Raw genomic sequence first — 21678 nt, forward strand, 5'->3', positions numbered from 1 at the left:
GCAGGCGGTCGAGCGCGGCCGATGCATCGAAGGGACCGATCTCGGCATTCGGCTTCTCGGCGGTGAAGGCGATGACGACCGGCACGCCGTTCGAGCCGGCGTCGGCGATCAGCCGCTCGGCGGTGGCGACGCGCTTGCCCCAATCGGCCGCGCTCGCCCAGTCATTGTCGATGACCAGCGCAAGCGCCGAGCCCTCCGCCGGCAGCTTTTCGCGCGGATTGAAGACCGGTTCGGCGAGCGCGGTGACGACAAGGGCGGCCATCAGCAGGCGAAGCAGCGTCAGCCACCAGGGGCTTTGATGCGGCGTCTCCTCGCGCCTCAGGACGCGGGCAAGGATCCTCAGCGGCGGAAAGACCTCGGTCTGCGGCCTGGGCGGCGTCAGCCTCAGCAGCCACCAGATCACCGGCAGGGCCAGCAGACCCCACAGCACCATCGGCGCGCCGAAGGAGAGCGGCAGCCAGCTCATGCGAGCGCCTTTCCGGCATGACTGCCGCCGGCAGTCAGCCCTGCATGGCTGCCGCCGGCAGCCAGCCCTGGGCGGCTGCTGTCGGCGGTCATCGCCATGTGGACCCGCACGAGCGCCTCGGAGGCGAGGCGGTCGGTATGGTTGACGGTGAAACTCCAGCCGAGGCGCTTGCACCAGCCGGCCAGTTCCTCGCGGCGGGCGGTGTAGAGCAGGCGGTATTCGTCTTTAAGCGTTTCGGCGCGGCCGGCGGTCAGCTTGTCGCCGGTCTCGGGATCGGTGAATTCGGTACGACCGGAATAAGGGAAGGTCTCCTCGGCCGGGTCGGCGACCTCGATCAGATGCGCGCGTACGCCGTGACGGGCGAGCACGTCGAGCCAGGCCATGGTTTCCCCGACCGGATCGAGGAAATCGCTGACGATGACGATGTCGCAGAAGCGGCGGATGGCCGAGAGGTCGGGCTTGGCCGGCAGGTTGCCGGCATGGCTGAGCTGGGCCGCGATGCGTTCGGCGCCGTTGCGGGCTGTGAACGGGTCGGTGAGGCCCGGCCAGGCAATGCGCTCGCCGCTGCGCGACAGAAGCTCGGCCAGGGCAAGCGTCAGCACCAGCGCGCGCGATTCCTTGGAAACGCCGGCTCCGGCGGACTTGTAGAGCATGGAGCGCGAGGGGTCGGACCAGAGCCAGACGGTATGAGCCGCTTCCCACTCGCGGTCGCGCACATAGGTGTGGTCGTCGCGGGCCGAGCGGCGCCAGTCGATGCGCGAGGCATCGCCTTCGACATAGGGGCGGAACTGCCAGAAATTCTCGCCGATGCCGCGCTTGCGGCGGCCGTGCCAGCCGGCGATCACGGTGTTGACGATGCGGCGCGCCTCGACCAGCAGGTCCGGCACCAGAGAGGCCCGCAACCGGCCGCGGGCGAGCGCGTCGCGCGTCGCAACCGGTGCCTGGACCTCGCCTATTCGACCCATTAGATGCCTTTTGCCAGTTTCGCCACCACGTCGCGCACGGATGTGCCTTCGGCGCGAGCAGCGAAAGTCAACGCCATGCGATGCTGCAGCACCGGCTCCGCCAAGGCACGGACGTCGTCGACCGACGGCGCCAGCCTTCCATCATATAGGGCGCGCGCTCGCGCGCACAGTGTCAGCGCCTGGCTGGCGCGCGGTCCCGGGCCCCAGGCGACGTGCTTGTCGGTGTCGGCAATGCCCTGACCGGGACGAGCCGAGCGCACCAGCTTGAGGATCGCCTCGACGACGCTTTCCGGCACCGGCATGCGGCGGATCAGCGTCTGAATCTCCTTCAGCCTGGCCGACTGCAGTACATTGTCGGTCCTGGCCTCCTCGACGCCGGTGGTTTCGAGCAGAATGCGGCGTTCGGCTTCGATCTCCGGATAGAGGATGTCGACCTGCATCAGGAAGCGGTCGAGCTGGGCTTCCGGCAGCGGATAGGTGCCTTCCTGTTCCAGCGGGTTCTGCGTCGCCAGTACGTGGAAAGGCGAGGGCAGGTCGTGGCGAACGCCGGCGATGGTGACGTGATATTCCTGCATCGACTGCAGCAGCGCCGACTGTGTGCGCGGCGAGGCGCGGTTGATCTCGTCCGCCATCAAAAGCTGGGTGAAGATCGGCCCAGAGATGAAGCGGAAGGAACGCTTGCCGAATTCGTCCTGCTCCATCACTTCCGAGCCGAGGATATCGGACGGCATCAGGTCGGGCGTGAACTGGATGCGGCGGGAATCGAGGCCGAGCACGATGCCGAGCGTCTCGACAAGCTTGGTCTTGGCGAGGCCCGGCACGCCGACAAGCAGCGCATGGCCGCCGGCCAGCAGCGCAACCAGCGTGCGCTCGACGACGGCTTCCTGGCCGAAGATCACGCGGCCTACGGCATCGCGCACCTTCGAGATGTCGGCCAGCGCCTTCTCGGCCTGCTCGATCATCGCCTTGTCACTCAACGGGCTTTCCTTGATCATCACGCTCATGCCGTTCGATCCTTGTGGTTGGAAATACCGGCCTGCACTCTCAAAGTCGCAGAATGCCGCGATTCGGCCTCGCCTGGCGCCTGCATTCGAACTTAAATCACAGACTTGGGCTGACAAGGCTGACAATCGGGACAACAGTGACTATTTCGTGACCATGACCGAACGTGTCGAGCATCGCGAACAGAGTTTGACCCGCGCCACAGAGGCGCGTGGTCTGGAAGCGCTGATCTCGCGGGCGTCGTGCGCGGACAAGGGACCGGCTCCGGTAGAGCGCTGGAATCCGGACTTCTGCGGCGATCTCGACATGGAGATCAAGGCCGACGGAACCTGGCTCTATCTCGGCACGCCGATCGGGCGCATGCCGCTGGTACAGCTCTTTTCGAGCGTCCTGCGCAAGGACGCCGACGGCAAGACCTATCTGGTGACGCCGGTGGAGCGGGTGGGGATCCGCGTCGTAGACGCGCCCTTCATCGCCGTCGAGATGAACGTGTCGGGGACCGGCGACGGGCAGGTCGTCACCTTCCGCACCAATGTCGGCGACGTGGTCACCGCCGGGCCCGGCCATCCGCTGCGCTTCGTCGACGAGGACACCACGGGCGGGCTCAAGCCCTACGTGCTGGTGCGCGGTCGGCTGGAAGCTCTGGTGGCGCGGCCGGTGATGTACGAACTGGTCGAGCATGGCGAGGAGATCGACATCGACGGCAAAGCGATGTTCGCCGTCCGCTCCGGCGGCGAGGTCTATCCGATCATGCCGGTCGAAAAGCTCGAGCGGCTGAGCGCGTGATGGACCAGGTGGCGCCGGTGCCGTTCTCGATCGCGGATTTTCGCGCCCGTGTCGCGGCGCAGCCGGAGGCGCAAGCCGGCAACGAGTTCGGCGATCATCGCTTCAATCCAGGCCATCCCAGGCTGAAGCACATAAAGCCGCTGCGCGACGCCGCTGTGCTTATCCCGGTCATCGATCACGCCGATGGCGCCGCGGTCCTGCTTACCAAGCGCGCCGAGAGGCTGCGCAGCCATTCCGGCCAGGTGGCTTTCCCCGGCGGCACCATCGATCCGACCGATCCCGGCCCTGAGGCCACAGCGTTGCGCGAGACCTTCGAAGAGATCGGCCTCGACCGCGACCACATCGAAATCATCGGCCGTATGCCCGACTATATCTCAGGCAGCGGCTACCGCATCGTGCCGGTGCTTTCCGTGGTGCGGCCGGGCTTTTCGCTGACGCTCAATGCCGACGAGGTCGACGCCGCCTTCGAGGTGCCGCTGCGCTTCCTGATGGACCCTGTCAACCACGCGCGCGACAGCCGCATGTGGAACGACCTCGAATGGTTCTTCTACGAGATGCCCTATGGCGGCCAGCGCATCTGGGGCGTCACCGCCGGCATCATCCGCACACTCTATGAAAGGCTCTATGCGTGAGCGCTGAGGTGTCTCTCTTGGGCCAGGCCGATTGGCTGGGCGAAAAGCATCTGCAGAAGCTGCTTGCCGCGCTGAAGGAAGGCGGCGAGGAGGCGCGCGTGGCCGGCGGAGCGGTGCGCAACGCGCTGATCGGCCAGCCGGTCGCCGATATCGACATCGCCACGACGACCGTGCCCGAGGAAACAATCCGCCGCGCCCAGGCCGCCCGCTTCAAGACCGTGCCGACCGGGATCGAGCACGGCACCATCACGGCAATCGCCGGCGGCAAGGCCTATGAGGTCACGACGCTCAGGGCCGATATCGAGACCGACGGCCGGCGGGCGAAAGTGACCTTCGGGCGCGACTGGAAGGCGGACGCCGAGCGGCGCGACTTCACCATCAACGCGCTCTATGCCGAAGCCGACGGGACGGTTGTCGACCTTGTCGGCGGCGTCGCCGATATCGAGGCGAGGCGGCTGCGTTTCATCGGCGATCCGGAAGCGCGCATCCGCGAGGATTATCTGCGCATCCTGCGCTTCTTCCGCTTTTTTGCCTGGTACGGCGACGGCCGGCCTGACGCTGAGGGCCTGAAGGCCTGCGCCAGGCTGAAGGACGGGCTCGGCAGGCTTTCGGCCGAGCGCGTCTGGTCCGAACTGAAGAAGCTGCTTTTGGCGCCCGATCCTTCGCGTGCCCTGCTGTGGATGCGCCAGGCCGGCGTTCTCACGGCCGTGCTGCCGGAGAGCGAGAAGTGGGGCATCGACGCCATCCACGGGCTGGTCAGGACCGAAGAGGATCTCGGCTGGAATGCCGATCCGCTGCTCCGGCTGGAGGCAATGGTTCCGCCGGATGCCGCGCGCATGAAGACACTTGCCGAAAGGCTGAGATTTTCGACCGGCGAAGGGGAACGCCTGCGGCGCTGGGCGCTGACTGCTCAGCCTGAACCCAAGACGACAGAGACGGAATTCTCGAAAAAGCTCTATTTCGGCGATCGCGAAGGCTTCGTCGATCGGCTGCGGCTCGCGCTCGCCGCCGCGCGCGCACGCGCGGTCGAGGACAATCAGGCGATGATTGAACCCGGTGGTTTCTCGCGCCTGCTCAATTTCGCCTTGAAATGGGAAAAACCGGTGTTCCCGGTCAAGGGCGCCGATCTGACCGACCTCGGCGCCTCGCCCGGCCCGAAGCTTGGCGCCACGCTGAAAAAACTCGAGAAGGAATGGGCGGATTCCGGGTTCATCATGGACCGCGGCGCGCTGCTCAAACGCGCCGCGAAGGCTCTCGGGGCTTAGAGCGACAGGCCGGATCGATCGGTGCCGGTCAATGGATCGCCACAGGGGCCAGGGCGCGCGAAAGGCTTGCCTCGCCCTTGCCGTAGATCGACGGGTCGTAATTGACCAGCGTGTCGGTACGAGCCGTGTTGAGCAGGTCGTTGGTGATCTGAACCGGCGTTGCCTTCGTGAATTTGCTACCGATGATCGCGGCGTATCCGGAGATGATCGGCGCGGCGAAGGACGTGCCGTAAAGGCCGGTCTTGTCGCCTTCGACGCCGACCACCAGGAATTGGCCCTGCACGAGCGGGTCGGAGCCGGCGTAGTTGGAATACCAGGCAAGCTGAGCCTTGTTCGATGTCGTGCCGTTCGTCGACAGTGCCCCGACAAAGATCGCCGTCGGCTTGCCGATCAGGGCGAGGTCGAGATAGTCCTGCTGGCCGCCGGTGATCCCGCCTACGGCGACCGCGTCGTTGCCAGCCGCCTTCGACACTATGGCCGATCCCTTGGTGGCGTAGGAGATGATCGATGCCTCCTCCGGGGCCCACCCGATCTGGTTCACGCTGTAGCCGGCATTCGCGTACATGCCATAACTGAGGTTGAGCACGTTCAGACCGCTTGCCAGCGAGACGGCCGAGCCCGTCGAGAAATCCTTGGAGCGTATGGTCGCGGCCGGAGCGATCATGCTTGCTTCTTCACGCGTCCATTCACCATGCCGCTGGGTCTGCACGCCAATGCCGAAATTGCCGGAGAAGCGCGATGAACTGCTGAAGTCGTCGACGATGGTGATGGTGACACGCTTGCCTTTGTAGCCCGCAGCCCATGCGGCACCGACATCGGGGCTCATCCAGCTCTGCACCGCTTGTGTCGTTCGCGCAGCCGGTATCTTTGCGCTTACGCATATGGACCCGCCGCCGTGGCACATCGCGGCCGTCTGGTCCGCGTCGAGAGCTTCCTGCGCCGACGCCAGGCATGCCGGCAGAATGGTGAGTGCCGCGGCAATGCCGAACTTCCAGATATTACCAGACATGGTCTTACTCCCGGTCAAGCAGGAACGAGGATGGACGATTTGCGAATCCGGAAAGCAAGAAGACTTCGCATGTATGGCCTTCCGGCGGTCAGAAAGTAACACGGTAATTGAGCCACAGGCGCAACCTCTCGGGTGTAGCGTTAACCAGATATTTCAGCGTTTCCTCAGGCGCCGTCTCGCCGGCCGCGAGCCGGCAGTTGACGCTGTAGGTGCCCAGATCCCCGTAGTCGGCCACGCAGGGCTTTTCGGTCAGGTTGCCGCCGAAGGTCGAGGTAACAGAAAGAGACAGCGTGCTGTTCAGGCTCGGATGGGTCTGGGTGAGAAAACCGAGCTTGAGGCTCGGCGCTATGCGGTATTTCTCGGCTTGTTCCCCGGTCCCAAAACCCCACAGAATGCCGCTGTTTTCGGTGATCTGCGTGAGAAAATCGACATGCATGTCGACCCAATTGCTGTGGTACCACCGATTGAACGAGACCCAGCTTCCGTCCTGCAACTCGTAGCCGCCATTGCCGAGGCCTCTTGCGCGGTCGCTGAGCCAAGACCCCTGGCGGATATCCACGAGCGACGTGGTCATCTCCTGAGCGGCCACGGGCGACGCGCCCACGAACGCGCACAATAGGAGCGCCGCTGTGCGGGAACCGCCTCGATTGTCCGATTTTTCGCGCATGCGCGAAGCACCTCGTCCCACCGAACCCGGCCAGCGCCCTGGTGGCGAACGGCTCCTCGGACAGCCGCTTGTGACCGGATCATGCGCGCGACGATCGCATGCATACCGTTACCGTAGGGTTATCCAAGCCGATACGAATATAAGTTTTTGTTTGAATTCGGCGAAGCCGGGCCGTTGCCGGCGATCGGGACGCAAACGAAGCGAGATGCGCCTGAATGCTGCATCCCGCTCACCGTCTTTGTTGGTGGTCGTACGAAATGGCGACCGGATGCCTCAGGCCGCGTCGCGGACCTTCTGGATGCGCGAGCGGATCGCCTCGATCATGGTCTCGCGGATGATGGTTTCGCCGTGGGTCTCGCGCATGTGCTCGACGGCACGGCGCATGACCTCCGCCTCTTCCTCGGCGCGCGTGTGCCAGTCACAGCCAGGGACGAGTGTTCCGCATTGGAATTCCTTCATGGGTTTTCCTTTCCTTGCTGCGGAGCGGTTCAGCCTTGACCGCTCCAGCTATTGTTTTGCGCAATCCCGCGCGGAAAACCGCCGGGCACTTTTCCTGGAATTGCTCAAGTGGACAACCATAACACATGTCGCCGGCTTCGGTTGCATCAAGAGTCATGCCGTTCGGAGGGCGGTCAAAGTGCTGAAGCCGAAAAAGGCGGAGCCCCAGGGCTCCGCCTTCTGTTGCCTAAGCTTGCCAAGGCTGCGCAGGCCGTCACTTCATGATCTTGCCAAGGCCGCAGGTCGTCACTTCATGATCTTGCCAAGGCCGCAGGCCGTCACTTCATGATCTTGACGGCCTCGGCAATCTTGCCGCTCATATCCCAGGAAACGCGGACCTTCTCGCCCGGCTTGATGCCAGGATCCTTGAAGGCCTTGGACAGCGTGAAGGTCGATCCGTTGTCCAGAACAAGGCTCATGGCCGTTCCATCAAAGCTCTTGACCGTGCCCGTGGTGTGCTTGACCGCGGCGAACGCGGCGCCACCGGAGGCGAGAAAGGCAGCGGCTGCTGCCGTCACAATAAGCTTGCGCATTGGCATGCTCTCCTGGAATGCGGGCACCGTTTGGGAAGGCACCCCTCTCGATCAGGCCGTCCGGACGCGTCGGGTCGCGGCCCATGGGAGATGGACCGCCGGCGCTTCCCGACCCGGAAACGTTAAATAACTCAATTTTTTCAAAAGGATATTAGACGAAAAAGAAATTGCCGCCGCCACATTGTCCGCCAAGATTCGGCGAATGGAACATCAATGCGGCCAGCGTCCCGCTCACCGGATTTTTACGGCCACTTTACCTCGGGCGGCAGGCTGGACAGGATCGAGGCGACATTGCCGCCGGTCTTCAGGCCGAAGATGGTGCCGCGATCGTGAAGCAAATTGAATTCCACGTAACGGCCGCGCCGGATGAGCTGTTCGTCGCGGTCGCCGTCGGTCCAGTTCTCGTTGAAATTGGCCCGAACCAGGTGGGAATAGACAACGAGGAAAGAGCGTCCGACATCCTGGACGAAATTGAAATCGGCGTCCCAACCACCCTTGTCCTCGTCAGAATGCAGCCAGTCGAAAAAGATGCCGCCGATGCCGCGCGGCTCGTCGCGGTGCGGCAGGAAGAAGTACTCGTCGCACCATGCCTTGTATTTCGCATAGTCGGCGACGGCGGCGTTCTTCTCGCAGGCGAATTGCATAGCGCGGTGGAAGGCGAGCGTATCGGGGTCGTCCTGGGTACGGCGGCGATCGAGCACCGGCGTCAGGTCGGCGCCACCGCCAAACCAGTGGCGCGTGGTCACGACCATACGCGTGTTCATGTGCACGGCCGGCACGTTGGGGTTCCAGGGATGCGCAATCAGCGAAATGCCGCTCGCCCAGAAGCGCGGATCCTCCTCAGCGCCGGGCATCTGCTTCCTGAATTCGGGCGAGAATTCGCCGTAGACGGTCGATGTGTGTACGCCCACTTTCTCGAAAACGCGGCCGCGCATCATCGACATGGTGCCGCCGCCGCCTTTGCCCTCGTCGCGCTCCCAGGGAGTCTTCTCGAAATGCCCGGGCGACCAGGACGATTGCGGTCCGGTGAGTTCCTGCTCGATCTGCTCGAATGTGGCGCAGATGCGCTCGCGCAGCGCTTCGAACCAGAGGCGGGCCTTCATCTTCTTCTGTTCGATGTCGGCCGGCAGGCCCACGGGAAGGTCAGGTCGTTCCAATTCCGTCTCCAGTCACGGGCTTGCTTGCCCGACAAATGACTCGTTTTTTCCGCGCGCGATCCCTAATCTCTTAAGGGCAAGGGTCAAGTCCTGTCTGACCAAGGTGCAAGGGAGTTCCTTCGTGCGCACCCCGGCAAGACCGCCGCTGGATGGCTTGAGGAAGAGGCTGGAGCGCTCGCGGGCCGAGCGCGAAGGGCAGCCGCGCGACGGATTCCTGCGCGAGACTTTCGTGCTGCCCCGTCCGGCCGCGCGCCTCAAGGCGAAGGAATGGTTCGAGCGCTTTCCCAAGCAGGCCTACTGGACCGAGATCGAAAGCTGGTTCGAACGCCCGGGCGATGTCATCGAGTTCACCATGCGGAGGCTGCCGGCGGCAGACTAGCCGTCAGCCCACCACCAGCCGCCTCGCCCCGGTGCCCTCCCGCGCCAGCCGATCTTCCTTGTTCCTGAGCGGGCATTTGTCGATCGACATGCAGCCGCAGCCGATGCAGTCGGTCAGCCCGTCGCGCAACTTCTTCAACTGGCTGATCTTGTGGTCGAGCCCGTCGCGCCAGGCCGTCGAAAGCAGATTCCAATCCTCGCGCGTTGGGGTGCGGCCCTCGGGCAGGGACCGGAACGCCGCGGCAATCTCGGCGAGCGAGATGCCGACCTCCTGCGCGACGCGGATGATCGCCACCCGTCGCAGCACGTCGCGGCTGTAGCGCCGCTGGTTGCCCGCCGTGCGATGGCTGCGGATCAGCCCGCGCGCCTCGTAGAAATGCAGCGCCGACACCGCCACGCCGCTGCGCATCGCCACCTGGCCGACCGTCAATTCCCGTACCGGAGCCATTTCGCAATTTCCGCTTGACCTCAAGTTAGGTTGAGCTTGTAGCGAAGAAACGTTGATACGGCAAATGCAGGAGAAGGCGATGTGCGCCTGGGTGAAAATGACGGCAGAAGGGGAGGCGATCCGCGACGGCGAGCAAGGGCTGAGGATGCTGGAGCGGTTTATCGTTTCGGGAAAACGCAGAACCGCTCAAGCTCTTTGTTTTGACGCAATTCCGGACGGAAGGCTACGGCGAAGTCGCCGAGCCCAACCGTTTCACACTTTTCCTGGAATTGCTTTAGCCGAGCTGGCGGAGCGCTTCGCCCGCGACCATCGCGACGGACAGCGCGACATTGATGCTGCGCGCGCCTTGCCGCATCGCAATGGTCAGTCGCGCATCCGCCGCCTCGTGAATCTCTTCCGGCACGCCGGCGGATTCGCGGCCGAACAGAAGGATGTCGCCGGCGGCGAAAGCAAACTCCGTGTAGGCGGTCGCGGCCTTGGTGGTGAGCAGCACAAGGCGGCGCGCGTTCGCCCTGCGCCATTCCTCGAAGGCGTGCCAGTCGGCATGACGGGCAAGCGCCGCCATTTCGAGATAGTCCATGCCGGCCCGTTTCAGCGCCCGATCGGAGAGCGGAAAGCCGGCCGGCTCGATGATGTCGACACTGAGATCGAGGCAGGCGGCGAAGCGCAGGATTGTCCCGGTGTTGCCGGCGATATCAGGCTGGTAGAGCGCGATGCGGAGACGGTCGTTCATTTCCGCATCTTTCTAATAAGTGGCAGATCGGCCACAGGCGTCTCCCGCTTTTGGCGATTTCTGGACTGGCGGGTGGCCATTTTCTGCGAAGTCGAGTATATGCCCACCATCGTCAACCCGAACCGAAGGAGGGGGACCAGATGATTACCATGCACTTCCAGTTCCTCTCCGGGCAGCGCCTCTCCGGGGCTCTTGTATGCCCAACGGCGGTTTCGGTACGACGATTCTTCTGACACTTTAAGACCTCATCGCACCGATTCCCGCCGAACCCAGTTTTCGGTTTTCGAAGGAATCTCGCGATGTTTTTCAAACTGCCAAAGGGCCGCCGCGCCCCACCCGAACGTGTCAGGACCGACGCTTGCCGTCATGTCCGGGCTGACGCTTGCCGTCATGTCCCGACCGACGCATTTCGCGCCTCCGGCCGAATGCCGGAGGTTGAGTTCGTATCACCCTTTTTAACGCATTTGCACATGGAGGACGGACCGATGTTCGATCCCTATAAAATACCGGGTTCAAGAAGCCTGCACGAGCGCAAGATGGCGACCTGGGCGCTGCTGATCGGCGAGACCTATTCGTCGGCGGTGCACGCCGAGACGCGCCGGCGTCCGCATCGCGGCATGTTGCCCGACGTTGATTTCTCGCGCGCCGTGCCCGATCCCGGCCGGCCTTCGCTGGTGCGCCGTGTCGTCAGGCTGTTCCGGCCCGGTGAGAAAGCGCGGGCTGGCTCCAACGTGTCGTCAGGATCGCCAAACGAGCCTGTCGGCGAAAAGCCCGCGACACCCTATATTGCGCGAAGCAGGGCCGGCGATTCAGTTGATTCCGTATCGCCGGCCCGTCGCGCAGCGCGGCCGAACGGCCTTGCCCATCAATCCCGCGCTGCGTGAGCGCATAGACAGTCGAGTGCCCGGAATGTTCCGCTGGTTTGAAAAGAGGCTCGACCCGTTTCCCGCCGCGGAGCCGGTCGAGCCGCCGAAGACGCTGGTCGCCTTCTGCGTGCACTATACGCGCGGCGTCTGGCCCTACATCGTCGTGGATGCAGTGCTGGTGGCGGCGATCGCCATCACCGAAGTGTGGATGTTCGGTTTCATGGGCCGCATCGTCGACTGGCTGTCGGCGCAGAACCGGGAAACCTTCCTGCAGACCGAGAGCTGGAAACTGGCCGGCATGGCTTTCATCGTGCTGTTTGCGCTGCCCGGCACGGTCTGGGTGCGTTCGTTGTTCAACCAGCAGACGATGATGGGCAACTACCCGATGCGCATCCGCTGGCAGGTGCATCGCTACCTGCTGAAACAGTCGATGGCTTTCTACCAGGATGAGTTCGCCGGCCGCATCGCCACCAAGCTGATGCAGACCGCACTCGCCGTGCGCGACTGCGTCATGAAGGTTATAGACGTCCTCAACTACGTCATCGTCTACTTTCTCGGCATGCTGTTCATCGTCGGCTCGGCGGACTTGCGGCTGGCCGCACCCTTGGGCGTATGGCTGATCGGCTATATTGCGCTGCTGCGGTATTTTATTCCCCGGCTCGGCAAGGTCGGTGAGGAACAGGCTAATGCGCGTTCGACCATGACTGGTCGTGTCGTCGACAGCTATGCCAACATCCAGACGGTGAAGCTGTTTTCCCACGCGCGCCGCGAGGCGGCCTTCGCTCGGGAAGGCATGGCGGGCTTCCTCGATACCGTGTACCGCTCGATGCGCCTGGTGACGGTGCTCTACGGCCTGCTCTACATCCTGAATTCGCTGCTTTTGTTCACTGTCACGGCGATCTCGCTGTGGCTGTGGCTCGCCGATGCGGTGACGATCGGCGCGGTCGCCGTGGTCATCGGCCTGGTGCTCAGGATGTGGGGCATGTCGCAGTGGATCATGTGGGAGATGTCGGGCCTGTTCGAGAATATCGGCACGGTGCAGGACGGCATCCAGTCGATCTCGCTGCCGCGGCTGGTCGAGGACCGCCCTGGCGCCAGAGACATCGCCGTTAGCCGGGGCGAGATCCGCTTCGAGGACATCGGCTTCCACTACGGCAAGCAGAAGGGCGTCATCGACAACCTGTCGCTCACCGTGAAGCCCGGCGAGAAGGTCGGCATCGTCGGCCGCTCCGGCGCCGGCAAGTCGACGCTGGTCAACCTCTTGCTGCGCTTCTACGACCTGGAAGGCGGCCGGATTCTGATCGACGGCCAGGAGATCGCCGGGGTGAAGCAGGATTCGCTGCGCGCGCAGATCGGCATGGTGACGCAGGACACATCTCTGCTGCACCGGTCGGTGCGGGAGAACATCCTCTACGGCCGACCCGACGCGACTGACGAGATGCTGATCGAGGCAGCGCGGAGGGCGGAGGCGCTCGATTTCATCGGCGGACTTTCGGACCACAACGGCCGCAAGGGATTCGACGCCCATGTCGGCGACCGGGGTGTCAAATTGTCCGGCGGCCAGCGCCAGCGCGTCGCCATTGCCCGCGTCATGTTGAAGGATGCGCCGATCCTCATCCTCGACGAGGCGACCTCGGCGCTCGATTCGGAAGCCGAGGCGGCGATCCAGGAGAACCTCTACAAGCTGATGCAAGGCAAGACCGTGATTGCCATCGCGCACCGGCTGTCGACCATCGCCGCGATGGACAGGCTCGTCGTCATGGACAAGGGCCGCGTCATCGAGGAAGGGTCGCACGAGGAACTCGTCGCCAGGGGCGGGCTCTATGCCCAGCTATGGCGGCGCCAGTCGGGCGGCTTCCTGCTCGACGAGGTTCCAGCCGAGGCCGCCAATGACGCTATTGCCAAGGGTGAAGCCGCGGAATGATGAAGGCCGTCTATCGCTGGTTCGAAAGCTGGGTCTACCCGTTCCGCGAGCCCGCGAATCTTCGGCCACCCGCCAGCGTCGGCGGCTTCCTCTGGCACTATGTCGGACAGGCGAAGCTCGCCTTCTTCGCCATGCTGATCATCGGCGGCATCGCGCCGCTGGTCGAGGCCGGGCTGTTCTATTTCGTCGGACGGCTGGTCGACATCCTCGACCAGCTTCCCGGCGAGCGCAGCTGGCATGCGCTTTGGGCCGCCGCCGGTCCCGAGCTTCTGTTCATGGGCGCGGTGGTGCTGGTCATCCGCACGCTGGTGGTCGGCCTTTCGGCGCTGGTCGACGAGCAGACGATCACGCCGGGCTTCTACAGCCTGGTGCGCTGGCAGGCGCACCGGCATGTCTCGCGCCAGTCCTACGCTTTCTTCCAGAACGATTTCGCCGGGCGCATCGCCACCAAAGTCTGGCAGGCGGGGCAGGCAACCGGCGACCTGATGGAGAGCTTCATCGAGGTGATCTGGTTCATGATCGTCTACACGGTGACGACGCTGGCGCTGGTCGCCGGCCTCGACCTCAGGCTGGCGGTGCTGGTGGTGATATGGATCGCCGCCTTCGCCTGGCTGGCGAGGCTCTATTTGCCGGCGATCCGCAAGCATGCCGAGGCGACCGCCGAGGCCGGCTCGATGATCACCGGCCGAATCGTCGATTCCTATTCCAATGTGCAGACGCTGAAGCTGTTCGCCGCCGACGGCGACGACCGCTATATCCGCAGCGGCTTCGACATCTATCTCGATGCGCTGCGGCCGTTCACGCGCCGGCTGACTGGCGTGCGCATGGCGCTGACGACGCTTTCCGGCATCATGATCACGTCAATCGCCGTCTTTGCCGTTTATCTTTGGGTGGAGGGCTCGATCACCGTCGGCGCCGTCGCTTTCACGCTTTCTCTCGTCTTGCGGCTCAACATGCTGCTGGGACGGGTAATGATGCAGCTCAACAGCATCTTGAGGAATCTCGGCGTGCTGGAGAATTCCAAGGCGCTGATCTCGCAATCGCTCGGCCTGACCGACGCACCGGACGCCAAGGAACTGGTGGTTGCCGGTGGCCGCATCGACCTCAAGAACGTCACCTTCCACTACGGCAAGGGGGCAGGGGTCCTCGACGGCATCGACCTTGTCGTGCGGCCGGGCGAGAAGGTCGGACTGGTCGGCCCGTCGGGCGCCGGCAAGACGACGCTGGCCAATCTCATCCTGCGCCTCTACGACCTCGAGGGCGGCAAGATCCTGATCGACGGCCAGGACATCGCCGGGGTGACGCAGAATTCGTTGCGCGCCAATATCGGCGTGGTCAGCCAGGATACCGCACTCTTCCACCGCTCGCTGCGCGACAATATCAAGCTCGGCATGCCGGACGCGACCGATGCTGAGGTGATCGCCGCGGCGCGCAAAGCCGAGGCGCATGATTTCATCATGGGCCTGCGCGACAACCGCGAGCGGGCCGGCTACGAGGCCTATGTCGGCGAGCGCGGCGTGAAGCTCTCCGGCGGCCAGCGCCAGCGCGTGGCGATCGCCCGCCTTTTCCTCAAGGATGCGCCGATCCTCATCCTCGACGAGGCGACCTCGGCGCTCGATTCCGACATCGAGGCGGCCATCCAGGAGAATCTGGCGCGGCTGATGGAGGACAAGACCGTCATCGCCATCGCCCATCGGCTCTCGACCATCGCCGCGCTCGACCGGCTGGTCGTGCTCGACGACGGGCGCATCGTCGAGGAGGGCACGCATGACGAGCTGGTGGCGCTCGACGGCCTTTATGCGCGGCTCTGGAAGCGCCAGTCCGGCGGCTTCCTGTTCAATGAGGAAAGCGTGCTGGAAGAGACGCGCCCGGCGGGGTAGAACGCAGCCATGTCGGTCAGAATGCCCTGCAATTTCGGACGGTCAGGCGCGCAGGAAAGCGCGCTCGACCTACTCGGCCACGAAATCCTCGCCGAAAAGGCGGCCGCGCTTGGCCGCGCCGGCCAGCGCGTCGAGGAGACACTGGCGAAGCTGCGCGAAAACGGCGAGGGCGGAGATCGCAACCGGCTGCTCAAGGAGGCTGCGGCGGCCGTCCACGGCTATTTCATCCAGCGCGAACTCTGCGGCCTTCGCCGGCACGACGTCGTGATCCGCGAATACAACATCCCAAGGGCAGTGCTGGTCAGGCTCGGCGCGAGCTAGGAAGGCCGATCCGAATCTATTCCAGCCATTCCGTGATGAAATGGCCATTCTCATGGATGTCGGTGGTCTCAAGCGGGCCGGGTCCGAGATTGGTGAATTTGTGCGGCGTGTCGGGCGGCACGATCAGGATCTGGCCAGCGGACGCCTCGATTTGCTGGTCGCCGACGGTGAACAGGCCGGTTCCGGAGCGGATGACGAAGATCTCCGCATAAGGATGCTTGTGCAGCCGCGGGCCGCCGCCGATCTCCGGCAGATAGTTGAAGATCAGGCAGCTTTTGGAACCCCAGGCGCCGCATTGCAGCTCGCCTTGCCAGCGGTCGGGGGCTTCAGCCCATTTGTCGCGGTCGATGACATGCGCCATGGGCGGAGAATAGACCGGGCCAACGAGTGCTGTCGAGGCGAACAAGCCACCGTTTTCGCTCCCGATTTCCCGCTATTTCATGGCCTTCGCCGGTCTGCCGGCGGGGCATCCGACCTAGCCGCGCCACGCAGCCGCGACAATGTGCCCTTGTGCCTTCACCCGACTGGACAAAAACGGGCTTCACGCATAAACCCAACTCCAAATGCCGGAGGAATTCGCTAGCCTGTTCGCCATGCGCTGTCGGGCCGGCGCGATTGAGCGGGGACAAGGCTCGGCCGCCGGCACGGAAAGAGGCGAAAGGATCAGGCACCCGTGAGCGCAACCGAAATCCACGATCCCAACCGTCGCGATTTTCTCTACATCGCCACCGGCATGGCCGGCGTGGTCGGCGCAGGGGCCGTCGCCTGGCCGTTCATCGACCAGATGCGCCCGGACGCCTCGACGCTGGCGCTGGCCTCGGTCGAAGTCGACGTCTCCTCGCTGCAGCCCGGCAGCTCGCTGATCGTCAAGTGGCGCGGCAAGCCGGTCGTGGTGCGCAACCGCACCGAGAAGGAAATGAAGGACGGCGAGGCGGTCAGCCTCAACGATCTCAAGGACCCGATCGCCCGCAACGCCAACCTTGCCTCCGACGCGCCGGCGACCGACGCCAACCGCACAACGCCCGGCAAGGAAGCCTGGATGGTCATGGTGCAGGTCTGCACCCATCTCGGCTGCATCCCGCTCGGCCAGGAAGGCGATTTCGGCGGCTGGTTCTGCCCGTGCCACGGCTCGCAGTACGACACCGCCGGCCGCATCCGCAAAGGCCCGGCGCCCGAGAACATGGCGATCCCGGTCTATCAGTTCATTTCCGACACCAAGATCCGTATCGGCTGAGGCAGGGGATATTTCGATGAGCGAGGGACATTCCACCTACACGCCGAAGACCGGCATCGAGCGCTGGTTCGACGCGCGCATGCCGCTGCCGCGGCTGATCTATGACAGCTTCGTCGCCTATCCGGTACCGCGCAACCTCAACTACATGTGGACGTTCGGCGGCATCTTGTCGATCATGCTGACCGCGCAGATCCTGACCGGCATCGTGCTGGCCATGCACTACACGTCCGACACCAATCTCGCCTTCGATTCGGTCGAAAAGATCATGCGCGACGTGAATTCGGGATGGCTGTTGCGCTATCTCCATTCCAACGGCGCCTCCTTCTTCTTCGTCGCCGTCTATATCCACATTTTCCGCGGCCTCTTCTACGGCTCCTACAAGGCGCCGCGCGAGCTGCTGTGGATCCTCGGCTGCATCATTTACCTTCTGATGATGGCCACCGGCTTCATGGGCTACGTGCTGCCCTGGGGACAGATGAGCTTCTGGGGCGCCACCGTCATCACCGGCTTCTTCAGCGCCATTCCGCTGGTCGGCAACTGGATCCAGGAACTGCTACTTGGCGGCTTCGCCGTCGACAATCCGACGCTGAACCGCTTCTTCGCCCTGCATTACCTGTTGCCGTTCATGATCGCCGGCGTCGTCGTGCTGCACATCTGGGCGCTGCATGTCGTCGGCCAGTCGAACCCGACCGGCATCGAGGTCAAGTCGAAGACCGACACCGTCGCCTTCACGCCTTATGCGACCATCAAGGATGCGTTCGGCATGATCGTGTTCCTGTTCATTTTCGCCTATTTCGTCTTCTATCTGCCGAACTATCTCGGCCACCCGGACAACTACACTGTCGCCAACCCGCTGAAGACGCCGGCCCACATCGTACCGGAATGGTACTTCCTGCCGTTCTACGCGATCCTGCGCGCCATCACCTTCAACATCGGGCCGATCAATTCCAAGCTCGGCGGCGTGCTGTGCATGTTCGGCGCCATCGCCATGCTGTTCCTGGTGCCGTGGCTCGACACCTCCAAGGTGCGCTCGGCGGTCTACCGGCCCTGGTACAAGCTGTTCTTCTGGTTGTTCGTGGCTGACGCCATCCTGCTCGGATGGCTGGGCTCGCAGCCGGCGGAAGGCAGCTATGTGTTCATGGCGCAGATGGCGACGCTGTTCTACTTCGCCTTCTTCCTGGTCGTCATGCCGGTGCTCGGCCTGATCGAGACGCCGCGGCGGCTGCCGAACTCGATCACCGAGGCGGTGCTGGAAAAGAAAAACAAGGGGGCCGGCGGCCATCCGGCAGGCGCGGTGAGCGCGCCGGAAACCAAGGGCTGAGCGATAAAGAGAATCCAAGGGGATTTGGCATGAAGAAGATTCTCACCTCGCTGGCGGTGCTTGGCCTTCTAGCGACAGGCGTTGGAGCCGCCATGGCCCAGGAGGGGCACGCCGAAGCCGCGCCGACGCATTTCCCGATCAACGAACCGAAGGAAATGAGCTGGACCTTCGCCGGCCCGTTCGGCACCTACGACAAGGCCCAGCTGCAGCGCGGCCTGAAGGTCTACAAGGAAGTCTGCTCGGCCTGCCACTCGATGAACCTAGTGGCGTTCCGCACGCTGGAAGGGCTTGGCTATTCTGAGGCGCAGATCAAGACGCTCGCCGCCGAATACACCATCCATGACGGCCCGAACGATGCCGGCGACATGTTCGACCGGCCCGGCAAGCCGTCGGACCACTTCCCGGCGCCGTTCCCGAACGAGCAGGCAGCCGCGGCCGCCAATGGCGGCGCCGCGCCGCCCGACATGTCGCTGCTTGCCAAGGCGCGCGGCGTCGAGCGCGGCTTCCCGCGCTTCGTCTTCGACATCTTCACCCAGTACGCCCAGGGCGGCCCGGACTACATCCACTCGCTGCTCACCGGCTACGACCAGACGCCGCCGGCCGGGATGGCGATCCCGGAAGGCACGCACTACAATCCGTACTTCCTGTCCGGCGTGTCGCTGAAGATGCCGAAGCCGCTTTCCGATGGCCAGGTGACCTATGACGACGGCTCGCCGCAGACGGTCGACCAGTATTCGCGTGACGTCGCCGCGTTCCTGATGTGGGCGGCGGAGCCGCATCTCGAGGACCGCAAGAAGACCGGCTTCCGCGTGTTGGTGTTCCTGCTGATCTTCGGCGCGCTCGTCTACATGACCAAGCGCAAGGTGTGGGCCGACGTGGCGCATTGAGCCCCCCATATTCGAGAAGTTTAAAAAGGGCGCCGCGAAGGCGCCCTTTTGCATCTCGAGACCACTTGCGGCCGGCCATGTCACATGGCCGTCATCACGCGTGGCGATCCTGCCTTGCCCCACCTCAAAGGATCACGCCCATGAAAAGATTCGCACCGCTTGCAGCCGTGCTGCTGCTTCTTGTCGCCAGTCCGGCAGTCCGCGCCGAGGACGCCCAGCCCTTCGTCACCAGCAAGGACATCGACCTGACGCTGATCCTGCCGCCGCCGCCGGCCAACGATTCGGCCGAGACGAAGGCGGAACTCGGCGAGGTGCTGACCCTGCAGGTGACGCGGACGCCCGAAATGGAAAAGCGCGCCATCGCCGATGCCGAAGAGAATGTCTGGCGCTTTGCCGACGTCATGGGGCCGAAGTTCAACAAGGGGACCCTGCCGAAGTTCAGCGCCTTCTTCGATCGCGTCGTGGCCACAGAAGGCGCGGTCGTCGACCCGGCCAAGGATGTCTGGAAGCGCCCGCGCCCGCATCAGCTCAGCGATCTCGTCAAGCCCGTGGTGAAGCTGTCGAATTCCGGCTCATGGCCGTCGGGCCATGCGACGGTCGGCACGATGATGGGCATCATCCTGTCCGACATGGTGCCGGAAAAGCGCGCCGAGATCATGGCCCGCGCCGCCGAATATGCCCACAACCGCGTGGTCGGCGGCATCCACTATCCGTCCGATATCGAGATGGGCAAGATTTCCGGCAGTGTCATTGCCGCCGTTCTGCTCAGCCGCCCCGATTTCAAGGCCGAGTACGAAGTGGCGCGCTCCGAACTGCGTTCCGACCTCGGCATGTGATCCGGCCTCATGGTTGTCAGCAAGGGCGCCCCGCGGGCGCCCTTTTTCATGCGCGGAAGGTGAGGGCAGGTCCAGAGTTTCCATCGCAGCCATGCACAGGCCGAGAACCGCTGGAAGACCACGCGAGCTGGGACAAAGCAGCGACGCCAATCCTTTGCCGGACGCGCTTGTGTCCGACGCCGCGTCGCGGTAGCCGTTGTTGGTTGCGTTGCGCCGGGCGCGTTGACGCCGTTCATACCCGACAGCCGGACACGCGGAGCCTCGTCTCATGAAACCTTCCCTCGAAGACACGCTGCTTGCCGCGATCCGCACCATTCCAGATTACCCCAAACCCGGCATCCTGTTTCGCGACATCACTACGCTGCTTGGCGATGCGCGCGCCTTTCGCCGCGCCATCGACGAGCTGGTGCATCCCTATGCCGGGCTGAAGATCGACAAGATCGCCGGCATCGAGGCGCGCGGCTTCATCCTTGGCGGCGCCGTGGCGCACCAGCTCTCGGCCGGCTTCGTGCCGATCCGCAAGAAGGGCAAGCTGCCCTACGAGACGGTGCGTGTCGCCTACAGCCTCGAATACGGTCTGGACGAGATGGAGATGCACAAGGACGGTGTCTCGCCGGGCGAGAAGGTGATCGTGGTCGACGACCTGATCGCCACCGGCGGCACTGCGGAAGCGGCGGTGAAGTTGCTCAGGCAGATCGGCGCCGACATTGTCGCGGCCTGTTTCGTCATCGACCTGCCGGATCTCGGCGGGCGCCGGAAGCTGGGAGCGCTCGGTGTGCCGGTAAGGACGCTGATCGGTTTCGAGGGGCATTGAGCCAACCTCTTCCTTCTCCCACAAAGGGAGAAGGAGAGCTGCCGCTACTCCACCTTCACCAGCACCGCGCTGTCGAACTCGATGACCTTGTCGCCGGTCGAATCGAAGCCTTCCGAACGCAGCGTGAGCAGGCTCCAGCCCGGGCGCCCCGCAAGCGGGCGATGGGCGAGCGCCGTGCGGGTGAAGGTCACGGTTTCGCCGGCATAGACCGGCTTCAGCCATTTGAGGTTGCGGAAGCCCGGCGAGGGGCCGAATTCGGGCTGCGGTCCGGGACCGGTCCAGCGCACACCCTCGGTCTCCATGCGCTTTTCGAGGTTGTATTTCATCCAGGTGGCGGCGGTGTGCCAGCCGGAGGCGCACAGACCGCCGAGCACGCTCTTCTTCGCCACCTCCTCGTCGACATGGAAGACCTGCGGATCGTATTTCTTGGCGAACGCCTTGATCTCGTCCGCTTCGAATTTATGCGAGCCCAGCGTGACGGTTTCGCCGATGAGGAAATACTCGTCCAGGGTCACGCGATGGCCTCTCGGGTCAGGAACATGCCGGTGTTCTCGAGCTCGAAGACGCATTCGCCGCGCTGGTTGAACAACTCGCTGCGCATGCTGACGAGGCCGAGCTGAGGCCTCGATTTGGACTGGCGCTTGGAAAGCACGGTGACCTTGCCGGTGAGCCGGTCGCCGGCCAGTACCGGCTTCTTCCATTTCACATGCTCGATGCCCGGCGAGCCTTGCGAGGTCGAATTGAGCAGGAAGGCGTCGCACAGCATGCGCATGAACATCGCGCAGGTGTGCCAGCCCGAAGCCGAAAGGCCGCCCAGGATGCTCGCCTTGCCGGCCTCCTCGTCGAGATGCATCGGCTGGGCATCGAATTCGCTGGCGAATTCGATGATCTCGGCCGCGCTTACATTCTTGCTGCCGAGGTCGAGCGAAGCACCCTCGACGAAGTCCTCATAGGCCCAGGTCTTTCCGGTCATGTCGGCAATCCGGTTGACGAACGCGTGAATCCCTAAGGTCGGGCATCCCGGATGACGGCCCGAGCCAATTTGGTCAAGTCCTT

The 21678-nt window shown here is 64.0% G+C and carries 27 protein-coding genes; 14 read left to right on the forward strand and 13 right to left on the reverse strand.

The window, feature by feature from the left end; translation table 11 throughout:
• The 3 genes from DH10_RS07875 to DH10_RS07885 form a co-directional block, all read right to left on the reverse strand.
• The coding region (locus tag DH10_RS07875; protein WP_192384591.1) for a BatA domain-containing protein at positions 1–466 on the reverse strand (466 nt) is incomplete at its 3' end.
• Entirely contained in the window at positions 463–1431 is a 969-nt protein-coding gene (locus DH10_RS07880) for a DUF58 domain-containing protein (protein WP_192256290.1), read from the reverse strand. The genes DH10_RS07880 and DH10_RS07875, both read right to left, overlap by 4 nt.
• Positions 1431–2435 (reverse strand): AAA family ATPase, encoded by a 1005-nt coding sequence (locus DH10_RS07885; RefSeq protein ID WP_192256288.1) that lies wholly within the window; start codon positions 2433–2435, stop codon positions 1431–1433. Before DH10_RS07885 ends, DH10_RS07880 begins: the two co-directional genes overlap by 1 nt.
• 154 nt (positions 2436–2589) lie before the next feature.
• On the opposite strand from DH10_RS07885, the gene DH10_RS07890 reads away from it, so the two are divergent.
• The 3 genes from DH10_RS07890 to DH10_RS07900 are packed head-to-tail and all read left to right on the forward strand — an operon-like array spanning position 2590 to position 5116.
• Positions 2590–3219: a DUF1285 domain-containing protein gene (locus DH10_RS07890; RefSeq protein ID WP_192384593.1), complete on the forward strand. Its 630-nt coding sequence runs from the start codon at positions 2590–2592 to the stop codon at positions 3217–3219.
• Positions 3219–3851, forward strand: a complete 633-nt coding sequence (locus DH10_RS07895; RefSeq protein WP_192256286.1) for a CoA pyrophosphatase — start codon at positions 3219–3221, stop codon at positions 3849–3851. The genes DH10_RS07890 and DH10_RS07895 overlap by 1 nt, the downstream gene beginning before the upstream one ends.
• The gene (locus DH10_RS07900) at positions 3848–5116 is read left to right on the forward strand and encodes a CCA tRNA nucleotidyltransferase (protein ID WP_192256284.1); all 1269 of its coding nucleotides are present in this window, start codon (positions 3848–3850) and stop codon (positions 5114–5116) included. The genes DH10_RS07895 and DH10_RS07900 overlap by 4 nt, the downstream gene beginning before the upstream one ends.
• A 28-nt stretch (positions 5117–5144) precedes the next feature.
• Here the strand turns inward: DH10_RS07900 and DH10_RS07905 are convergent, their stop codons facing one another.
• The 3 genes from DH10_RS07905 to DH10_RS07915 form a co-directional block, all read right to left on the reverse strand.
• A complete protein-coding gene (locus tag DH10_RS07905; protein ID WP_192256282.1) occupies positions 5145–6125 on the reverse strand; it encodes a S8 family serine peptidase in 981 nt (326 codons plus the stop codon).
• A gap of 88 nt (positions 6126–6213) precedes the next feature.
• Complete coding sequence (locus DH10_RS07910; RefSeq protein WP_192256280.1) at positions 6214–6792, reverse strand: hypothetical protein; 579 nt, start codon at positions 6790–6792, stop codon at positions 6214–6216.
• Positions 6793–7065: 273 nt separating this feature from the next.
• Complete coding sequence (locus DH10_RS07915) at positions 7066–7251, reverse strand: DUF1059 domain-containing protein (RefSeq protein WP_059188453.1); 186 nt, start codon at positions 7249–7251, stop codon at positions 7066–7068.
• Here DH10_RS07915 and DH10_RS07920 point away from each other — a divergent pair.
• On the forward strand, positions 7250–7579 hold the full coding sequence (locus DH10_RS07920; RefSeq protein ID WP_192256278.1) for a hypothetical protein: 330 nt from the start codon (positions 7250–7252) through the stop codon (positions 7577–7579). The genes DH10_RS07915 and DH10_RS07920 overlap by 2 nt on opposite strands.
• On the opposite strand, the gene DH10_RS07925 is transcribed toward DH10_RS07920, so the two are convergent.
• Together DH10_RS07925 and hemF are read right to left on the reverse strand one after the other, a co-directional pair.
• Positions 7569–7823 carry a DUF1344 domain-containing protein gene (locus DH10_RS07925; protein WP_192256276.1) on the reverse strand — a complete coding sequence of 85 codons (255 nt, stop codon included), beginning with the start codon at positions 7821–7823 and terminating at the stop codon, positions 7569–7571. The two genes, DH10_RS07920 and DH10_RS07925, sit on opposite strands and share 11 nt — an antisense overlap.
• Before the next feature lie 242 nt (positions 7824–8065).
• Positions 8066–8980 (reverse strand): oxygen-dependent coproporphyrinogen oxidase, encoded by a 915-nt coding sequence (hemF, locus tag DH10_RS07930; RefSeq protein WP_192256274.1) that lies wholly within the window; start codon positions 8978–8980, stop codon positions 8066–8068.
• 121 nt (positions 8981–9101) lie between these two features.
• Here hemF and DH10_RS07935 point away from each other — a divergent pair, with 121 nt between their 5' ends.
• On the forward strand, positions 9102–9359 hold the full coding sequence (locus tag DH10_RS07935; protein ID WP_192256272.1) for a hypothetical protein: 258 nt from the start codon (positions 9102–9104) through the stop codon (positions 9357–9359).
• A gap of 3 nt (positions 9360–9362) precedes the next feature.
• On the opposite strand, the gene soxR is transcribed toward DH10_RS07935, so the two are convergent.
• Both soxR and DH10_RS07945 read right to left on the reverse strand, forming a co-directional pair.
• Entirely contained in the window at positions 9363–9806 is a 444-nt protein-coding gene (gene soxR, locus DH10_RS07940) for a redox-sensitive transcriptional activator SoxR (RefSeq protein WP_192256270.1), read from the reverse strand.
• A gap of 274 nt (positions 9807–10080) precedes the next feature.
• Positions 10081–10539 carry a tRNA (cytidine(34)-2'-O)-methyltransferase gene (locus tag DH10_RS07945; RefSeq protein ID WP_192256268.1) on the reverse strand — a complete coding sequence of 153 codons (459 nt, stop codon included), beginning with the start codon at positions 10537–10539 and terminating at the stop codon, positions 10081–10083.
• A 485-nt stretch (positions 10540–11024) separates the two neighbouring features.
• Between DH10_RS07945 and DH10_RS36720 the strand changes: the two genes are divergently transcribed.
• From DH10_RS36720 to DH10_RS07965, 4 genes are read left to right on the forward strand one after another with little or no spacing between them, the layout of a single operon-like run.
• Positions 11025–11423, forward strand: coding sequence for a hypothetical protein (locus DH10_RS36720; RefSeq protein WP_246506556.1), 399 nt, complete (start codon positions 11025–11027; stop codon positions 11421–11423).
• A gap of 25 nt (positions 11424–11448) precedes the next feature.
• Positions 11449–13329, forward strand: coding sequence for an ABC transporter ATP-binding protein (locus DH10_RS07955; protein ID WP_192256266.1), 1881 nt, complete (start codon positions 11449–11451; stop codon positions 13327–13329).
• Positions 13326–15209, forward strand: coding sequence for an ABC transporter ATP-binding protein (locus DH10_RS07960; protein ID WP_192256264.1), 1884 nt, complete (start codon positions 13326–13328; stop codon positions 15207–15209). The genes DH10_RS07955 and DH10_RS07960 overlap by 4 nt, the downstream gene beginning before the upstream one ends.
• 9 nt (positions 15210–15218) lie before the next feature.
• Positions 15219–15530: a DUF6665 family protein gene (locus DH10_RS07965; protein WP_192256262.1), complete on the forward strand. Its 312-nt coding sequence runs from the start codon at positions 15219–15221 to the stop codon at positions 15528–15530.
• A gap of 16 nt (positions 15531–15546) precedes the next feature.
• On the opposite strand, the gene DH10_RS07970 is transcribed toward DH10_RS07965, so the two are convergent.
• The gene (locus DH10_RS07970; protein WP_192256295.1) at positions 15547–15891 is read right to left on the reverse strand and encodes a cupin domain-containing protein; all 345 of its coding nucleotides are present in this window, start codon (positions 15889–15891) and stop codon (positions 15547–15549) included.
• Between the two features lie 312 nt (positions 15892–16203).
• Between DH10_RS07970 and petA the strand changes: the two genes are divergently transcribed.
• From petA to DH10_RS07995, 5 genes are all read left to right on the forward strand, one after another.
• The gene (petA, locus tag DH10_RS07975) at positions 16204–16764 is read left to right on the forward strand and encodes a ubiquinol-cytochrome c reductase iron-sulfur subunit (protein WP_192256260.1); all 561 of its coding nucleotides are present in this window, start codon (positions 16204–16206) and stop codon (positions 16762–16764) included.
• A 16-nt stretch (positions 16765–16780) separates the two neighbouring features.
• Positions 16781–18085, forward strand: a complete 1305-nt coding sequence (locus DH10_RS07980) for a cytochrome b (RefSeq protein ID WP_192256258.1) — start codon at positions 16781–16783, stop codon at positions 18083–18085.
• Between the two features lie 29 nt (positions 18086–18114).
• Positions 18115–18972, forward strand: a complete 858-nt coding sequence (locus DH10_RS07985) for a cytochrome c1 (RefSeq protein ID WP_192256256.1) — start codon at positions 18115–18117, stop codon at positions 18970–18972.
• A 140-nt stretch (positions 18973–19112) separates the two neighbouring features.
• Positions 19113–19808 carry an acid phosphatase gene (locus DH10_RS07990; protein WP_192256254.1) on the forward strand — a complete coding sequence of 232 codons (696 nt, stop codon included), beginning with the start codon at positions 19113–19115 and terminating at the stop codon, positions 19806–19808.
• A 268-nt stretch (positions 19809–20076) separates the two neighbouring features.
• Entirely contained in the window at positions 20077–20622 is a 546-nt protein-coding gene (locus DH10_RS07995) for an adenine phosphoribosyltransferase (RefSeq protein ID WP_192384592.1), read from the forward strand.
• A 44-nt stretch (positions 20623–20666) separates the two neighbouring features.
• On the opposite strand, the gene DH10_RS08000 is transcribed toward DH10_RS07995, so the two are convergent.
• On the reverse strand, positions 20667–21137 hold the full coding sequence (locus tag DH10_RS08000; RefSeq protein WP_192256251.1) for a MaoC family dehydratase: 471 nt from the start codon (positions 21135–21137) through the stop codon (positions 20667–20669).
• Complete coding sequence (locus DH10_RS08005) at positions 21134–21595, reverse strand: MaoC family dehydratase (RefSeq protein WP_192256249.1); 462 nt, start codon at positions 21593–21595, stop codon at positions 21134–21136. Before DH10_RS08005 ends, DH10_RS08000 begins: the two co-directional genes overlap by 4 nt.
• Positions 21596–21678: the final 83 nt, after the last annotated feature.

It is taken from the genome of Mesorhizobium silamurunense (genome assembly GCF_014843825.1).
In the GTDB taxonomy this organism is placed as follows: domain Bacteria; phylum Pseudomonadota; class Alphaproteobacteria; order Rhizobiales; family Rhizobiaceae; genus Mesorhizobium; species Mesorhizobium silamurunense.

Bases quoted from the DNA above. Each gene is read 5' to 3' on its own strand.
- DH10_RS07915 (WP_059188453.1), bottom strand. From the start codon at position 7,251: ATGAAGGAATTCCAATGCGGAACACTCGTCCCTGGCTGTGACTGGCAC.
- DH10_RS07895 (WP_192256286.1), top strand. From the start codon at position 3,219: ATGGACCAGGTGGCGCCGGTGCCGTTCTCGATCGCGGATTTTCGCGCC.
- DH10_RS07910 (WP_192256280.1), bottom strand. From the start codon at position 6,792: ATGCGCGAAAAATCGGACAATCGAGGCGGTTCCCGCACAGCGGCGCTC.
- DH10_RS07890 (WP_192384593.1), top strand. From the start codon at position 2,590: ATGACCGAACGTGTCGAGCATCGCGAACAGAGTTTGACCCGCGCCACA.
- DH10_RS07945 (WP_192256268.1), bottom strand. From the start codon at position 10,539: ATGAACGACCGTCTCCGCATCGCGCTCTACCAGCCTGATATCGCCGGC.
- DH10_RS07980 (WP_192256258.1), top strand. From the start codon at position 16,781: ATGAGCGAGGGACATTCCACCTACACGCCGAAGACCGGCATCGAGCGC.
- DH10_RS08005 (WP_192256249.1), bottom strand. From the start codon at position 21,595: ATGACCGGAAAGACCTGGGCCTATGAGGACTTCGTCGAGGGTGCTTCG.
- DH10_RS07960 (WP_192256264.1), top strand. From the start codon at position 13,326: ATGATGAAGGCCGTCTATCGCTGGTTCGAAAGCTGGGTCTACCCGTTC.
- DH10_RS07985 (WP_192256256.1), top strand. From the start codon at position 18,115: ATGAAGAAGATTCTCACCTCGCTGGCGGTGCTTGGCCTTCTAGCGACA.
- soxR (WP_192256270.1), bottom strand. From the start codon at position 9,806: ATGGCTCCGGTACGGGAATTGACGGTCGGCCAGGTGGCGATGCGCAGC.
- DH10_RS07885 (WP_192256288.1), bottom strand. From the start codon at position 2,435: ATGAGCGTGATGATCAAGGAAAGCCCGTTGAGTGACAAGGCGATGATC.
- DH10_RS07970 (WP_192256295.1), bottom strand. From the start codon at position 15,891: ATGGCGCATGTCATCGACCGCGACAAATGGGCTGAAGCCCCCGACCGC.
- DH10_RS07995 (WP_192384592.1), top strand. From the start codon at position 20,077: ATGAAACCTTCCCTCGAAGACACGCTGCTTGCCGCGATCCGCACCATT.
- DH10_RS36720 (WP_246506556.1), top strand. From the start codon at position 11,025: ATGTTCGATCCCTATAAAATACCGGGTTCAAGAAGCCTGCACGAGCGC.
- DH10_RS07955 (WP_192256266.1), top strand. From the start codon at position 11,449: ATGTTCCGCTGGTTTGAAAAGAGGCTCGACCCGTTTCCCGCCGCGGAG.
- DH10_RS07920 (WP_192256278.1), top strand. From the start codon at position 7,250: ATGGGTTTTCCTTTCCTTGCTGCGGAGCGGTTCAGCCTTGACCGCTCC.
- DH10_RS07990 (WP_192256254.1), top strand. From the start codon at position 19,113: ATGAAAAGATTCGCACCGCTTGCAGCCGTGCTGCTGCTTCTTGTCGCC.
- DH10_RS07880 (WP_192256290.1), bottom strand. From the start codon at position 1,431: ATGGGTCGAATAGGCGAGGTCCAGGCACCGGTTGCGACGCGCGACGCG.
- DH10_RS07965 (WP_192256262.1), top strand. From the start codon at position 15,219: ATGTCGGTCAGAATGCCCTGCAATTTCGGACGGTCAGGCGCGCAGGAA.
- DH10_RS07905 (WP_192256282.1), bottom strand. From the start codon at position 6,125: ATGTCTGGTAATATCTGGAAGTTCGGCATTGCCGCGGCACTCACCATT.
- DH10_RS07925 (WP_192256276.1), bottom strand. From the start codon at position 7,823: ATGCGCAAGCTTATTGTGACGGCAGCAGCCGCTGCCTTTCTCGCCTCC.